This is a genomic window from Devosia oryziradicis, from assembly GCF_016698645.1.
Classification (GTDB): domain Bacteria; phylum Pseudomonadota; class Alphaproteobacteria; order Rhizobiales; family Devosiaceae; genus Devosia; species Devosia oryziradicis.
On record NZ_CP068047.1, the window covers coordinates 1,227,321 to 1,242,666 of the forward strand.

Consider the following 15,346-nt stretch of genomic DNA (forward strand, 5'->3'; position numbering starts at 1 on the left):
GATGTGCCCTGCCTAGGCCTCAGGCAAGAATTTTTCGCCGTGCGGCCCATTCGGCCAGCACGATGCCGCCGATGATGATGGCCGCTGCCAGGTAATGGTACGGTTCCAGCCGCTCGCCCAGAATGAGGACCGAGCCCAGCGCGCCGAAAACGGGAATAAGATTGTGGCTCGGCGCCGCACGGTTGGCGCCGACCAGTTCGACCCCGCGTGCATAGGCAACCTGGCTGAACATGGATGGAAAGATCATCACATAGGCCAGCACGGCCCATACGGTGGCCGACATGGAGGGGATGGTCGCAAAACTGCCGATGCCGGGCCCGAACAGTTGCAGCATGACCACGCCGGTAATGGCGGCCCCGGAGAAGGCGACGGCCATGAAGCTCATCATGTGGATGTCCGGACGGAAGCGCAAAGCCAGCGTATAGGCGGTGTAGGTGAGGCAGGCGAGCAGCACGAAGCCGTCGCCGATATTGATGTCCAGTTTCAGCAACCGGCCGAGGTCGCCATGCGTGGCTGTCAGCATCACGCCGGTGATGGCGATCAGCACGCCCAGGATCTGCAGCCAGGTAGCCCGCACGCGGAAGACGATGAAGTTGGCCGCCAGAATCATCATGGGCAGGGCGCCCGTCTCGATCGACGAGTTGACGGCCGTGGTGGTGGTGAGGCCGACATAGAGCAGGACATTATAAAGCGCGTAGCCGACCGCGCCGTAGGCCATGAGCAGTGGCCAGGTGCGTCGGATTACCGGCCAGTCGGCCCTGAGAAAGCGCCACGAAAAGGGGAGGATGAACAGCGTTGCGCCCACGCAGCGGGCCCCCAGCAGCAGGAAGGGGTCGATTTCGCCCACCACCAGCTTTGCGGCGACCACGTTGCCGCCCCAGAACAGGGGCGCCAGCAGCAGGAGCAGGTAGGGTTGGTCGAGCAGTCGGGCGGAAATGCCGCGATTTTGGTGGTGGAGCGGCTTTGTCATCGTCGTCCTGGTGATGTATGGACAACCGGACTTAGCAGTTATTCGGCCATCGGCAAAATTTCTACCCAAGGTGGCCGGGGGGACAGACGTCCAAGTGGATAGGGGTGCGGCCGTGGCGGCCGTGCCCTTCATGTCGCGCCTATCCTGGAGAAGGTAATTCAATGGCTAATGTGGTTGTCGTCGGCTCGCAGTGGGGCGACGAGGGCAAGGGCAAGATCGTCGATTGGCTCTCGGAGCGCGCCGATGTGGTGGTGCGCTATCACGGCGGCCACAATGCCGGACACACACTGGTCATCGATGGCGTGAGCTACAAGCTGGCGCTGCTGCCTTCGGGTCTGGTGCAGGGCAAGCTCTCGGTCATCGGCAATGGCGTGGTCGTGGACCCGCACCACTTCGTGCAGGAAATGGAAAAGCTGCGCGGGCAGGGCGTCAAGATCACGCCGGAAATCCTGCGCATCGCCGACAATGCGCCGCTGATCCTGTCGCTGCACCGCGAGCTCGATGCCATCCGCGAGGATTCCAATTCCGGCCTCAAGATCGGTACGACCAAGCGCGGCATCGGCCCGGCCTATGAAGACAAGGTCGGCCGCCGCGCCATCCGCCTGATCGACCTCAGCGAGCCCGATACGCTCATGGTCAAGATCGAGCGCCTGCTCGGCCACCACAATGCGCTGCGCCGCGGCATGGGCCTGGTCGAGATCGACGCACAGAAAATCTACGACGAGCTGACCTCGGTCGCCGCGCAGATCCTGCCCTTCATGGACCAGGTGTGGCAGGTGCTCGACGACAAGCGCAGGGCCGGCGCGCGCATCCTGTTCGAGGGTGCCCAGGGCGCGCTGCTGGACAATGACCACGGTACCTATCCGTTCGTGACGTCTTCCAACACCGTGGCCGGCCAGGCCGCTGCCGGGTCGGGCCTGGGGCCTACGGCGATCGGCTATGTGCTCGGCATCACCAAGGCCTATACGACTCGCGTCGGCGAAGGGCCGTTCCCCTGCGAGCTCGATGACGATATCGGCCGCCACCTGGCCAATGTGGGCAAGGAAGTCGGCGTCAATACCGGCCGCCCGCGCCGCTGCGGCTGGTTCGACGCGGTGCTGGTCCGCCAGACGGTCAAGACCTCTGGCATATCGGGGATTGCGCTGACCAAACTGGACGTGCTCGATGGTCTCAAGGAGATCAAGGTCTGCGTCGGCTACGAGCTCGATGGATCACGGATAGATTATTTGCCTGCCTCAATGGGAGCACAAGCGCGCGTTAAGCCCATCTACGAGACCCTCGAAGGCTGGTCGGAAACCACTGCCGGGGCGCGGAGCTGGGCCGATCTTCCCGCGCAGGCGATCAAGTATGTCCGCTATATCGAGGAGCAGATCGGCACACCGGTCGCCATGCTGTCGACGAGTCCGGAACGGCTCGATACCATCCTTGTCGTTGACCCATTCCAAGACTGATATTTTTTGTTACAACACAGAGCTGCAATTGTGAGTACCAAGTAACCAATGGCGGACTACAAGGAGCTGTTGCGCCGCGCCATAACGGCGCTGCCGGAGAACAATGGGGCAGCCCGCCGGGCGGTCTACGAGAAGGCGCGCTCTGCCCTCGTGGGACAGCTGCGCGCCATTTCGCCACCATTGCCGGCGCGCGACATCACCCAGCACCGCCTGCAGCTTGAAGACTGCATCCGCCAGGTTGAGCAGGAAGCCAGCGAGGCCGTCATCACTCTGGGTCGCGAAAGCGCCGCTTCGCCTCGCGCGGCGGCGCCGGTCGTCGAAGCTGTACCCACCCCGCCGCCGATGGCGACAGAGCGGCCCAAGCCGGTCGAGGCATCCAAGCCTGTCGTGGTGGAGACCCCCAAGCCGGCCGGGCCGACGATCGCCCCTGTCCCCGTGAACAGCAAGCCGGCCGCCACGCCGGCCAAGCCGGCGCCGACCTCGATCGAGGATATCATCAGCCAGGCTTCTGCCGTCGCCGATGAAAATCCGGAACCGGCCAGCGAGCAGCCAGCCGAACCCGAGCCCAAGCCCGAGATCAAGGTCACGCCGACAATTGTCGCCCGCGTGCAGGCAAACCGCACCGGGCCGACCTCCCCCGTGCCGTCGTCCAGCAACGTGCGGCCACTTGAAGCCCCGCTCAAGGGACCCAGCTTCGAACCCCATCGCGATGCCATTCCGCTGGCAGCCAATTCGTCGACCGAAGCCCCCCGCGCTACGGCGCGGATCGAGCCGGCCATGGGCAACCAGGCCGTGGCACGCCAGCAGGTGGTCGCGCCGGTCACCGTGCTCGAGCCGGCGCCCGTCGAGACTGCGCTGTCGAGCGTGCGCGAGGTCGATGTCGAGCCCGACGCCACCGAGGCGCAGGGCGTCATCGAGCGCGCCATCGAAGTGCTCGACCGCGAGGCCCGTGGCGAACAGGCGCCGGCGTTGGCGGAGACGGCTGCTGCATCCTTTGCCAAGCCTCCCGTGGACACCGACAGCGATGATGCCGGGTTTGCGGATGCCCCCGCCCAGCGTGGTGGCGCGGGGCTGACGATTTTCCTCGTGGTCTTTGCGATCCTGCTGGCGGGCGTCGGCGGCGCGGGCTTTTGGGCCTGGCGCGAAGGCTATGTCGATCTCGACCAAATGTTCGGGCAGGCCCCTGCACCGGTTGTGGAAACAGCCGATACGCCTGTGGCTACCCCAACTCTTGACCCGGTCCAACCGGTCGAGACCTCCGATGATCCCGTGGTCGGGCCGGGGAATACGGCCCCTGTCACAACGACCGACGGCAATGCCGAACTCAGCGGCCTTCAGATCGAGGATCGGCTGGAGCCGACGCCGGAGGCCGTGCAGCCTACCGGCAACGAGACGGTGCTGCCGGACGTCAATTCGGGCGAGGTCAAGTCCGAGGAGCGCCTGACTGGTGACGAGACGACGCCGCTGGCCGCTGCCGACCCCGCGGCTTCGGTCGATCCGGCCGTGCTGGCGGGTAGCCAGTCGCTGCTGCTCGAGGCCAGCACCGATGGCACGACCGGCGCCGTGCCGTTCTCGGGAACGGTCGAATGGAGCGAGGGCGTGGATGAACTCGGCCTGCCCACCCTGGTCGGCACCGCCAGCATCCCGGCGCGCAACCTTGGTGTCGACATCACCATCCGCAAGAATTCGGACCCAAGCCTGCCGGCAAGCCACCTGATGGAGGTGGACTTCAAGGTGAGCGACAGCTTTATCGGCGGCACCATCGCGACGCTGCCGGGCGTGCTGCTCAAGGATCAGGAGCTGGTGCCGGGTACGGCGCTCGTCGGTGCCTCGGCGCGCGTGGTGGGCAATTCGTTCCTGTTCGCACTGAGCGCCACGCCGGCCGACGCCACGACCAATACCGAGTTGCTGGAGAACCGCCGCTGGATGGATCTGGCCGTCGTCTATGGCACGGGCCGCAACGCCATCATCACCCTCGAAAAGGATGATGTGGCGCAGGCGCTGTTCGAAAAGGTCTTCACGACCTGGGCGCAGTAGCCCGGGGCCGTCACTGGCCAGCGACCAGCCGCCTCTGGTTCAACACATAGCGGCGGCTGGCCAGCGCCTCGACATCATCGGCATGGTGGCTGACCAGGATCGTGTGCCAGGCATGCCGGGTGGTAAGCGCGCCGACCAGTTCCCGCACGGCCATTCGGGTTTCGTCATCGAGCGCCGAAAACGGTTCGTCCAGCAGCAGCACGGGCCGAGCCCGCAGCAGGGTCCGCGCCAGTGCGACGCGTTGCTTCTGGCCACCGCTGAGGGTGCTGGCGACCTGATGGCCAATGCCCTCGAGGCCCACTTCTGCCAGTGCCGCATCGATCTGTTTGGCGGCCTCCATGCGGCCGGTGCCAGCAGGCAGGCCCAGGCCGACATTGCGCGCCGCAGTCAGGTGATCGAACAGGCTCTCGGATTGCAGCAGCAGCGATACGGGACGCGCCTCGGGGGGCAGGGGCACCAGGTTCTGCTGGTCAAGTTCGATACGGCCGGCGCTCGGGGTAAGGAAGCCGGCGAGCAGGTCCAGCAGGGTCGATTTGCCCGAGCCGCTCGGCCCCGAGACAGCGGTGACCTGGCCGGCTTCTGCGGTGAACGAGAACAGATACGGCTCCGCCTGGCCGGGATGGGCATAGGCCAGGTTCTCAACGCGCAGCATTGGCGATCCTCTCGAACAGTTTGGGCAGGCCGACAAAGGCCGCGATGGTGCCGATCAGGAGGATAGCGGCGATCGCGGCCGCGTCATTGTTGCGATAGGAGCCGAGGGCCCGGAACATCAGCAGCGGCAACGTCTGGAAATCCTGGGTCCCGAACAGGGCGATGACGCCCAGGTCGCCCAGCGAGAAGCAGAATGCCAGAGCGAGCATGACGCCGATGTCGCGGCCAAGCAGGGGATATTCGACCAGAACGAATTGCCGCCAGCCGGAGAGGCCGAGCGAGCGGATAAGCTTGCCGCGGGTGCGGGCAATTGCCTCGAGGGGTGGGCCCAGGGTGGCCATGGCGAAGGGCAGGGCCAGGAGGCTGTTGCCGAGAATGACGACGAAGGGTGCGGCTGTTGCTGGCGCCAGACCGAGATGGCGCACCAGCAGGAAGAAGCCCAATGACAGCACGACGGCGGGGACGGCCAGGTAGGCGAAAGCGGGCATGCCCAGGAGAGTACGCAGCACGCCGCTACCCGTGGCGCCCCGACCAAGCGCCAGCAGCAAGGCAAGCAGCAAGGTCAGCAAGGCCGAGGTCGAACCGATGACGAGGCTGCTGCCCGTGGCCCACCAGAAAGCGGGCTGGGCAGCCACCCGCACCATGCCGGCGCCGATGCCGTCGATGAGCACGGAGAGCAAGGGCAAGAGGAAGCCGACCGTGCAAATGAGCAGCACCAGCCCCTGCAGCAGCCGTGCCGCGCCCCGGTCACGCCAGCGTGGCGGCGTCGAGGGGCCAAAGCTGGTGGGGATTGGTGCCAATGCCGACGCCGCCAGGATGACCAGCGAACAGACGGCAATCTGCGTTGCCGCAAGCAGCACGGCTCCCACGAGGTCGAAATCCTGCCGCACGGCGGCATAGATAGCGACCTCGAGCGTCTGGTTGGCGGGGCCACCGCCCAGCAGCAGCACGATGGGGAAGCTGGTGAAGGCGAGAAGGAAGATGATGGCGGCAAGGCCGGGCACGGTGCTGCGCAGCGCGGGCCAGTCGAGGATGGCGAAGCGCTGCCATGGCGAAAGCCCCAGCGACTGACCGGTCTTGAGCCGGCTGGTGGGAATGGCATCGAGCCGGGCCAGCATGATGCGCGCGGCGAAGGCGCCGTCGAGCACCACATGGGCAAACAGGATGCCGGAAAGACCGAAGGCCGGATTGCCGAGGGAGAAGCCGAACAGGGATTGGCTGGCCTGGTTGATCCAGCCATTGCGGCCCCAGATCGACAGCAGGCCGAAGGCGACCACCATGCCCGGCGTGACGATGGCCGAGGCGAAGAGGCCAACCAGGAGATCGCGGCCGGGGAAGCGCAGGCGATTGAGCGCCCAGGCAAGGGCTGCACCGACGGAGATGGAGAGGATGGTGGTGAGCCCGGCCTGGATCGAGGTCATGCGCAACAGGTGCGGAATATCGATGCGCGAGCCGCTGTCGCTGCCACTGGCAGCCGCCAGGATGGCCCAGAGCACAAGCGCGATGAGCGTGGTGATGGCCAGCGCAAGGATGCTGGCGGCCATGATGCGGATGGGGCGATGGGGCAGGGTCAGCATTGCTGTTGCCCCGCGAACCAGGCCACACCTCTCCCTTTGGGGGAGAGGTCGGCGCGATAGCGCCGGGTGAGGGGGCCTTTCCTTGGCTCAGTGCGTGGGGAAGGCCCCCTCACCCGACCGAAGACGGTCGACCTCTCCCCCAAAGGGAGAGGTGACGCTGCGCTCAATCTACCGCACACCGGGGCAACCTCCCCACCCGCTCCTACTGCACCGCCGCCAGCATCTCGTCGATCCAACGCTGGCTGTTGGCGGCAATTTCCTCATCGGTCAGGACAAGCGTCTTTTCAGGCTGGGGCAGCGTGGCATAGGTGGGGTCGAGACCGGCGCCAAGGTCGATGACCGGGAACATCCAGTTGGTGGTGGGGATGATTTTCTGGCCATCCACCGAGGTGAGGTAGGCGAGGAACTTCTTGGCCAGTTCCTGGTGGTCGGAGGATTTGAGGATGCCTGCCACTTCGGTTTGGGCCAGATGCCCTTCCGAGAACAGGGCGGCGTGGATGGTGTCATCCTTGTCGGCGATGATGTGATAGGCCGGGGAGCTTGAATAGCTCAGCGCCATGTCGGCTTCACCTTCGAGGAAGAGGCTGTAGCTCTCGCTCCATTCGCGGGTGACGGTCAGGATATGGGGCTTGAGGCCGGCCCAGATTTCCGGCGCGCGGTCGCCGTAAGCGGCGGCGATCCACAGCACAAGTCCCAGGCCCGGCGTGGCAGAGCGGGGGTCCTGGATGGCGATCTTGAAGTCCTCGGGCAGGGCGATCAGCTCTTGGAAGGATTTGGGTGGTGCCGAGACACTGTCCTCGTCATAGACGAAGGCGAAATGAGCATAGTCGAAGGGCACGAACTGAGTGTCGGTCCAGGCCTGCGGCAGGTTGAGGCCAGCCAGGTCGAGCCCATGCTCGGCAAAGAGGCCCGTGGCACGGGCTTCCCCGGCAATGGCGGTATCGAGGCCCACGATGATGTCGGCTTCGGTCGTGTCGCCTTCGAGCTGCACGCGGCGCAGCGTACCGATGGAGCTGTCGGCGGCAATCCATTCGACGATGCAGCCACCGCAAATCGCCTCGAAGCCCGCCTTGAGCGCGGGGCCCGGACCCCACTCGGCGGCAAAGCCGTCATAGGTATAGATCTTGAGGATCGGCACTTCTTCGGCAACGACGGGTGCAGCGAACAATCCGGAAAGGACCGCAAGCGCCAGACGGGTGAATTTGACCATGGGTCATTCCCTTCAATGGTGTCACGGCCATGAGTGAAGGGTGGGTCAATGGAGAGGGCGTCGAGACGCCCTTGCCATCTCGAACTTCCTCCGCCAGCATGACCTGGTTCAGGTTCAATGGGTAACTCTCAGCTCCGGAAGACTCCGGAACACCCCAGCGAGACGCCCCACACTTAATGAGAGCTTTGTGACAGTGCAAGACACTTCCGTGCCCGCGGCGGATGCGCCAATGGTCGTATGCGAGGGGCCGATGGCCATAGTCGGTGGGGGCGCAGTCGATCCGGCGCTGTTGGTGGAACTGGCAGGGCGCGGGGTGGCGCTGGTCGGGGCCGATGGCGGCGCCGATGCGATCGGCGAGGCAGGCCTGGTGCCCGCGGCCATCATCGGTGACCTCGATTCAGTGGGCGATCGGGCAGCATGGGAGCGCCGCACCCGCGTCATCCACATTCCCGAGCAGATCACCACCGATTTCCAGAAGGCGATCTATTCGACGCAGGCGCCGGTGACGCTGGCGCTGGGAATGACCGGCAAGCGGCTCGACCATACCCTGGCTGCCCTCAGTGCCGTGCTGCAGTACGCCCCCACCCGCAAGCTGCTGCTGGTGGATGAGGTGGACGTGGCCCTGGCCGTGGTGGGGCCGATCCGCTTCGAGGCGGCGATGCGCGAACGGGTGTCGATCCACCCGCTGCTGCCCATCCGCTTCCTGCAGTCCACCGGGCTCTATTATCCCATGGATGGATTGTTGCTGGAGCCGGGCGGACTGATCGGGACCTCCAACGAGGGAACGGGCGGGCTGGTCGAGATCGTGCCAGCGGACGAAACACCGTGGCTGCTGATCCTGGGCAAGGAGCGATTGTGGGATTTGATGGGGTCATAGTGCCTTCCCCAGTGGCTGAAATTTTGCATCTCACAACAAAAAAGGCGGGCATCGGGGCCCGCCTTTATCATTCCGTAGTTGCCACTCAGTGGGCGGCAGCGGCTTCCTTGACCGCGTCCTGCACCTTTTCGAAGGCGCGGACCTCGATCTGCCGGATGCGCTCGCGGCTAACATCGTACTGCTGGGCCAGTTCCTCGAGCGTTGCCGGATTGTCCTGCAGGCGGCGAGCCTGGAAGATGGCGCGCTCGCGCTCGTTCAGCACATCCATGGCACTGGTCAGAAGACCCATGCGCTCGGAAAATTCCTGCGACTCGCCCAGGCTCGTCTCGGCGCTGGGGGTGTCGTCGACCAGCCAGTCCTGCCATTCGGACGAACCTTCATCGGCGCGCATCGGCGAGTTGAGCGACGCATCACCCGAGAGGCGGGCATTCATCGACACCACATCGTCTTCGGTCACGTTGAGCGTGGTGGCAATCTGCTTGATCTGGTCAGGGTGTAGCGAACCATCGTCCAGGGCGGCGATCTGGCCCTTCACCTTGCGCAGGTTGAAGAACAGGCGCTTCTGGGCAGCGGTGGTACCGATCTTGACCAGGCTCCAGCTGCGCAGCACATATTCCTGGATGGCGGCGCGGATCCACCACATGGCATAGGTGGCCAAGCGGAAGCCCTTTTCGGGCTCGAAGCGCTTGACCGCATGCATGAGGCCGACATTGCCTTCCGAGATCACTTCGGAGATGGGCAGGCCATAACCGCGATAGCCCATGGCGATCTTGGCCACGAGGCGGAGATGGCTGGTGATGAGTTTCTGTGCCGCGCCGGGATCCTGATGTTCCTTGTAGCGCTTGGCGAGCATGTATTCTTCATCCGGTTCCAGCATGGGGAACTTGCGGATTTCCTGAAGATAACGGCTCAAGCCCCCTTCGGAGGAGAGGACCGGCAAATTGGTCTGGGCCATGGACGCACCCCTTTCTGGTTCCCCCGTATGGCACGGGCGGAAGCGTGTTTCGCGATGGCCGAAACCGGCCCATCGGCAAACAACGATGAACTATATAGGACGCAATTGGGCGATTGTAAGAGCACGAACCCGCGAAAACGTGAGAACGCTGATTTTGGTTCCGCCCTTGTATGCAGCGACAGGGGTATTACGCGCGAGGCGGGCCGAGGTTCAATCACCTGTCGGTGAATCCGCGCCCCGGACCTACCGCGCAAACGCTTTGTCGTAGCCCTCCAGCGCGTCTTCCAGCGCCTGCAGATCGTCCGGCAGGGGCGCCTCGAAGAACATTTCCTCGCCCGTCATCGGATGTTCGAAGCCCAGTTCGGCCGCATGCAGCGCCTGCCGGCCGAGCGCCTGGATGGGACCGGCGACATCTGATGGCAGCTTGTTGATCTTGGTGGCATAGCCGGCGGCATAGACCGCATCGGCCACCAGCGGATGGCCGATGTGGGCCATGTGCACGCGGATCTGGTGCGTGCGGCCGGTTTCGAGATGGCATTGCACGCGGGTGATGTCCCAACCGGCGTCGCCGAAGCGGGCCTCGACGAAATAGTGCGTGATGGCCTCGCGCCCATCCTTGCGCACGGCCTGCTTGAGCCGATTGTTCTGGTCGCGGCCGAGCGGGGCATTGACGGTGCCCTTGCCGGTTTCGGTCATGCCCCAGACGAAGGCGATATAGGCCCGGTGCAGCGGACCGGTGCGGCCGTGGTCGGCGAATTGCTCGCTCAGGTGCTTGTGCGCCGCCTCGGTCTTGGCGGCGACCATGACGCCCGAGGTATCGCGATCAAGCCGGTGCACGATACCGGGACGCTTGACCCCGCCAATGCCGACTAGGCTGTCGCCGCAATGGAAGAGCAGGGCATTGACCAGCGTGCCATCGGGCGAGCCCGGGGCGGGATGCACCACCATGCCGACCGGTTTGTTGACGACGATGAGCTGGTCGTCCTCGTAGAGGATATCGAGCGGGATATCCTCGGGATGCGGTTCGGCCTCTTCCGGGGGTGGGGCAAGAAGGACGATTGTCTCGCCCTCCGTAAGCCGGTATTTGGGCTCGTTGACGACAGCGCCGTTGATGCTGACGGCGCCATTGAGGATCAGGTCCTTGATGCGGCTGCGGCTCAAGACGGTGTGGGCCTTGGCCAGGCCGCCATCGAGCCGCTCGCCGGCCATTGCGGCATCGACGACGACCTCGACTTCCTCGCCCTCGAACTCTTCAGCGGTATTTTCAGCCATGAGCGATCCTAATCAGACTGGTGCAGACACGCAAAAGGCAGACGCGCCACTGACGCCGGAAGCCATTGCCATGCTGGGAAAAGCGCGCCGCTCGTTCGGTATTTCGATCGGCATCCTGTTGCTGGGCTTTATGGCGATTGGCATCGCCCTTGTCTATCGCGTGATGCGCGACGCGCCCCCGCCGGCGGTGGCCGAAAATGTGGTGCTGCCGGCCGGTGCCCAAGTCGTGTCCGCCGTCGTCAACGAGGGCGCGATCAACGTGACCTATAGCGTGGGTGGCGTGACGACGCTGGCGCTGTTCGACCAGACGACGGGCGAGCTGACCCGCAGTGTGGTGATCGGGTCGGAGTAGGGGAAGAGTACCCCCACCTCTCCCTTTGGGGGAGAAGTCGATCCGAAGGATCGGGTCAGGGGGCCTTTACGCGGGTGTAATGTTGGGGAAGGCCCCCTCACCCGCCTTGCTTCGCAAGTCGACCTCTCCCCCAAAGGGAGAGGTAAAGAGCTACCGCCCCTGGATCTCGCGGAGCGCCGCCATGCGGTCCGTCACCGAGCCGCCCTTACGATCGCCCTTGGCGGGCTTGACCGGCAGGGCGTCGTTGCCCTCGCCATCGTCAGCAAAGCGCTGGACACGGTCGAACAGGCTTTCTTCGGTGCTTGGCACCGCGGTTTCGGTGTCGACGGCATAGACCAGCCGGCTGACGCTGGCGGCGATGTCGTTGAGCTTCTCGCGCAGATAGGCTTCCTCGAGCCGCTCGGTGTCCCAATCGGCGAGAAGGGTGGATTCCACGCCGCTCACCTGCTTGCGCAGTTTTTCGACCTCGGCTTCGAGGCTGAGCTTGTCGGCCAGCAGCAGTTCGGCGCGGCCCTCGGATTGCTCGACCACCTGGCTGGTTTCGGCAAGGAGGGCGTTGAGGCGATTTTCGGCGCTGGCAATGCGCGCCTCGGCGGCCACCAGGCTATCGGCCTGGGCCGCCTGCTTGTCATCCCGGGCCGTCAGCGCGTCGCGCATCTGGGCGATCGCGGCGGTAGCCTCGGCGCTGCGCCGGTCGGAATTCTCCAGCCGGCTGAGGAGGCTGCGCGCCTGGTCTTCAAGGAAGCTGGCGCGCTTGCGCTCGATGGCGAGCGTAGTGGTCAGCCGATCGACGTCCTCGTCGTAGTCGCCGCTCAGCGGCTTGCCGTCGATTTCGGCGGAGCGGGGAACGCCGCCGCGTACCGCTTCGCGCAGCTTGGCCAGTTCTTCGCTGCGCGTATCGAGTTCCCGGTCCCGCATGCGCAGGCGCTGCGCCAGGTCGGTGCCTTCGCGCTCGAGCTCGGCAACGCGGGCGCGCAACTCGGCTTCCCGGGCTTCGAGTTCCCTCACTACGGCCAGGTGCTGGTCGCGCTCGGCCTTGAGCTGGCCGAGATCGCTGCGCTTCTGGTTGACGTCGCCCAGTTGCTCGGCCAGCCGCTTGCGCAGCGTTTCGACATTCATTTCGAGCCGGCGGGTCGACAGGGCGAACTCGGCGCGCAGCTGATCCTTGTCGGCGCGGAATTCCGCCATGGTGATCGGCGTGGCGGCCTCGATGCGGCGCTTGGTCAGGCGCACGGCGCGTTTCCATACCGCCGGCAGGATGATCAGCGACACCAGTCCCGCTACCAGCAGGCCCAGGGCGAAATACATGATGTTCTCGATGACCATCGGCCAAACTCCGCAACCGTATTGGCCTGCAATACGGGGCAAACCACTATCTGGCAGCTCCGAGAAGGCGCCGCCATCTTTGCCAGCGATTAACCCTAACGCGTCCGGGCCGCTGCGTCACGGCCCTGCCAGGACGCGCCTGCGGTTTTGATCGGGTGAGGAGGAGGTGAAACCCTGCGACCACGCGTGTCGTATCGACCTTCCCGGCGCGACAGTCGCCGCGCCGGCAAACATCACGCTTGCCAGGCGGGTCAGAAGGGGTTCCAGGTCGGCTCGTTGGTGAATTTGAGATAGCCGATATTGATGCCGAGGCGCGCGCCGACGCCGGAGCGGATGGGCACGACCACGATATTGGAGCGCTTGATGACCGTCATGCCGAAGCCGCCCACGACATAGGCAGAGCCGTCGACGCCGACGAAGCGGCCCAGCACGTCCTGGATCTGGTTGAGGTTATAGACCAGCATCATGACCTTGGAGCCATCGCCGCCCACGTCAAACCCGACCGAGGGGCCCTGCCAATAGACGTTATACTCGCCGGCATTGCGGGTGTAGAGCACGCCCTCGCCGTAACGGGCACCGGCAAACAGGGCGCCGCCGGCATCCTCGCCAAGGATGTAGCCATTGGGCAGGCCGAACTGGCTCACGGCGCGCTCGACCAGCGAAGCAAGGCCTTGGCTCGCCGACCCGAAGAAGGCCTTACCGCTGTCGACCAGGTCCTCGCCGGCATAGGTGTCGCTCAGCGAACCCTGCGCGAAGGCCGACGGTACGGGGGACGCCAGGGCAGCCAAGATGGCGACGAAGAGGGCTAGACGCTTGAACATCGAAATCTCCCAGGTGAAGGGCAGGGCTGGCGGTTACGGAATAGTTAAGCCTTGGACCGTAGTTTTGGGGTCGGACTTTGTTCGCCGACATGCCGATCATTAGGTCGATGATGAAGCAAACCTCTAAACAAATCTTAACCATGCTCGCCTTTGTTTTGCCGTTATTGAGCATGGCCTGGCTCGTCGTGTTGCCGGCGCGGGCGCAGTCGGTCGTGACGCTGATCGTCACCAATCCGCTGACGGGCGTGGCCATCTACGGCATGGATCCGGTGAGCTATTTCACCGAGCCCGAACCGCTGCTCGGTCGGGCGGATTTCGAATATATCTGGCAGAACGTGCCCTGGCATTTTGCCAGCGCGGCCAATCGCGACATCTTCAAGGGATCGCCGGAAATCTATGCCCCCCAATTCGGCGGGCACGGGACGATGGGCATGGCGCGCGGCTACGTATCGGACAGCAATCCGGCCATCTATGCGGTGTTCAAGCAACGGCTCTACCTGTTCTATTCGGCAGCGAACCGCGAAGCGTTCCTGCTGGCACCGGACGCCGCAGCGATTGCGGCCGAGGCCAATTGGGCCGTGCTGTCCAAGGACCTTTCGATCAACTAGCGGTCCTGCGGGCGCATTTGATCTGTCCACTTCTGCCCATCACCCTCTAATGTCGGGGAAACTGATTCTTATGGAGACTGCCCGGATGGACATCATCGAGCTCAAGGCAACCGATCTGGCGGCCATGCTGTGCTCCAGGGTCTGCCATGACCTGATCAACCCCATCGGGGCGATCGGTAACGGGCTCGAAGTGCTGGGCGATCCCAACCAGGCCGATATGGCCGAGGGTGCGCGCGACCTCATTGCCAGTGCGGCCAAACAGAGCCGCGCCAAGCTCGAATTCGCACGCCTGGCCTATGGCGCCTCCTCGACGTCGGGCACCGATATCGACACGCGGGAATGCGAGCGCGTTGCGCGCATCCTGTTCGAGATCGAGAAGGCCGACCTCGAGTGGCAGGTGCCGCTGATCCTGCTGCCCAAGCACAAGGCCAAGCTGTTCATGAACATGCTGCTGATCGCGGCCATGTCGGTGCCGCGCGGCGGCCAGGTCACGGCTTCCATCATCGGCGATGCCGGCAACGAGAAGTTTGAATTCACCTCCAAGAGCGATCCTGAAAAGCGCCAGAAGACGCTGGTGCCTTCGGGTGCAGCGGGCCTGCTGTCGGGCATGCCCGAGGAAGGATCGGTCGATGCCCGCGGGATCCAGCCGTTCTATACGGGCTTGTTGGCCCGCATGACCGACATGGAGATCAATATCGGGCTGGAGAACGACATGTTCTTCCTGACTGCGACGCCAAAGCCGGCCGCCGCGGCAGTGGAGCAGCCCACGGCATAGCGGGGCTCAAACGTCAGCAATCCGCTAACCAATTCCTAGGATGTGCTGCCCATAATCGAGGGGAGCGTTAGCCTCTGCGGAGTCCCTCGGGAATGAAATCCTGCCTGATCGTCGATGACTCGAGCGTGGTGCGCAAAGTGGCGCGCCGTATCCTCGAGAACATGGACTATATCGTCGAGGAAGCCGAAGACGGGCAGGACGCCTTCGACAAGTGCCGCCAGGAAATGCCGGACGCGATCCTGCTCGACTGGAACATGCCCATCATGAGCGGGCTGGAATTCCTCAAGCTGCTGCGGGCCTATGTGGGTGGCGACAAGCCGCATATCGTCTATTGCACGGTCGAGAATGACATCGGCGCCATTGCGCTGGCGCTCAAGGCGGGGGCGAACGACTACATGATGAAGCCCTTCGACCGGGCCATCCTCGAAGCCAAGTTCGAAGCCAGCTCAACTCTGGCCGCCTGA

General features: G+C 64.5%; 15 protein-coding genes and 1 riboswitch. Of the genes, 7 read left to right on the forward strand and 8 right to left on the reverse strand.

Features of this window, described 5'->3' with window-relative positions; translation table 11 throughout:
* Positions 1-19: 19 nt before the first annotated feature.
* Positions 20-970, reverse strand: coding sequence for a DMT family transporter (locus JI749_RS06170; RefSeq protein ID WP_201660856.1), 951 nt, complete (start codon positions 968-970; stop codon positions 20-22).
* 161 nt (positions 971-1,131) lie between these two features.
* Between JI749_RS06170 and JI749_RS06175 the strand changes: the two genes are divergently transcribed.
* Together JI749_RS06175 and JI749_RS06180 are read left to right on the forward strand one after the other, a co-directional pair.
* Entirely contained in the window at positions 1,132-2,421 is a 1,290-nt protein-coding gene (locus tag JI749_RS06175; protein ID WP_201660859.1) for an adenylosuccinate synthase, read from the forward strand.
* Positions 2,422-2,469: 48 nt separating this feature from the next.
* Positions 2,470-4,458, forward strand: coding sequence for a hypothetical protein (locus JI749_RS06180; RefSeq protein WP_201660862.1), 1,989 nt, complete (start codon positions 2,470-2,472; stop codon positions 4,456-4,458).
* A 10-nt stretch (positions 4,459-4,468) separates the two neighbouring features.
* Here JI749_RS06180 and JI749_RS06185 read toward each other — a convergent pair whose 3' ends face one another.
* The 3 genes from JI749_RS06185 to thiB all read right to left on the reverse strand — a co-directional run bounded on the left by JI749_RS06185 (position 4,469) and on the right by thiB (position 7,896).
* Positions 4,469-5,110, reverse strand: coding sequence for an ATP-binding cassette domain-containing protein (locus JI749_RS06185; RefSeq protein ID WP_201660865.1), 642 nt, complete (start codon positions 5,108-5,110; stop codon positions 4,469-4,471).
* On the reverse strand, positions 5,097-6,686 hold the full coding sequence (locus JI749_RS06190; RefSeq protein WP_201660869.1) for an ABC transporter permease family protein: 1,590 nt from the start codon (positions 6,684-6,686) through the stop codon (positions 5,097-5,099). Before JI749_RS06190 ends, JI749_RS06185 begins: the two co-directional genes overlap by 14 nt.
* 202 nt (positions 6,687-6,888) lie before the next feature.
* Positions 6,889-7,896 (reverse strand): thiamine ABC transporter substrate binding subunit, encoded by a 1,008-nt coding sequence (gene thiB / locus JI749_RS06195; protein ID WP_201660872.1) that lies wholly within the window; start codon positions 7,894-7,896, stop codon positions 6,889-6,891.
* A gap of 68 nt (positions 7,897-7,964) precedes the next feature.
* Positions 7,965-8,063: riboswitch (TPP riboswitch) on the reverse strand.
* 83 nt (positions 8,064-8,146) lie between these two features.
* Here thiB and JI749_RS06200 point away from each other — a divergent pair.
* A complete protein-coding gene (locus tag JI749_RS06200; RefSeq protein ID WP_201660874.1) occupies positions 8,147-8,773 on the forward strand; it encodes a thiamine diphosphokinase in 627 nt (208 codons plus the stop codon).
* An 85-nt stretch (positions 8,774-8,858) separates the two neighbouring features.
* Here the strand turns inward: JI749_RS06200 and rpoH are convergent, their stop codons facing one another.
* Positions 8,859-9,728 (reverse strand): RNA polymerase sigma factor RpoH, encoded by an 870-nt coding sequence (gene rpoH / locus JI749_RS06205; protein WP_201660877.1) that lies wholly within the window; start codon positions 9,726-9,728, stop codon positions 8,859-8,861.
* 243 nt (positions 9,729-9,971) lie between these two features.
* The gene (locus tag JI749_RS06210) at positions 9,972-11,000 is read right to left on the reverse strand and encodes an RluA family pseudouridine synthase (RefSeq protein ID WP_201660879.1); all 1,029 of its coding nucleotides are present in this window, start codon (positions 10,998-11,000) and stop codon (positions 9,972-9,974) included.
* On the opposite strand from JI749_RS06210, the gene JI749_RS06215 reads away from it, so the two are divergent.
* A complete protein-coding gene (locus JI749_RS06215) occupies positions 10,999-11,352 on the forward strand; it encodes a DUF6476 family protein (protein WP_201660882.1) in 354 nt (117 codons plus the stop codon). The genes JI749_RS06210 and JI749_RS06215 overlap by 2 nt on opposite strands.
* 150 nt (positions 11,353-11,502) lie before the next feature.
* Here JI749_RS06215 and JI749_RS06220 read toward each other — a convergent pair whose 3' ends face one another.
* Positions 11,503-12,678 (reverse strand): coiled-coil domain-containing protein, encoded by a 1,176-nt coding sequence (locus tag JI749_RS06220; RefSeq protein WP_201660885.1) that lies wholly within the window; start codon positions 12,676-12,678, stop codon positions 11,503-11,505.
* A gap of 251 nt (positions 12,679-12,929) precedes the next feature.
* On the reverse strand, positions 12,930-13,499 hold the full coding sequence (locus JI749_RS06225) for a DUF1134 domain-containing protein (RefSeq protein ID WP_201660888.1): 570 nt from the start codon (positions 13,497-13,499) through the stop codon (positions 12,930-12,932).
* 170 nt (positions 13,500-13,669) lie between these two features.
* On the opposite strand from JI749_RS06225, the gene JI749_RS06230 reads away from it, so the two are divergent.
* The 3 genes from JI749_RS06230 to JI749_RS06240 all read left to right on the forward strand — a co-directional run bounded on the left by JI749_RS06230 (position 13,670) and on the right by JI749_RS06240 (position 15,346).
* Entirely contained in the window at positions 13,670-14,107 is a 438-nt protein-coding gene (locus JI749_RS06230) for a YHS domain-containing (seleno)protein (RefSeq protein ID WP_201660891.1), read from the forward strand.
* A gap of 85 nt (positions 14,108-14,192) precedes the next feature.
* Positions 14,193-14,882, forward strand: coding sequence for a histidine phosphotransferase ChpT (gene chpT, locus JI749_RS06235; RefSeq protein ID WP_201660894.1), 690 nt, complete (start codon positions 14,193-14,195; stop codon positions 14,880-14,882).
* 92 nt (positions 14,883-14,974) lie between these two features.
* Positions 14,975-15,346 (forward strand): response regulator, encoded by a 372-nt coding sequence (locus JI749_RS06240; protein WP_201660897.1) that lies wholly within the window; start codon positions 14,975-14,977, stop codon positions 15,344-15,346.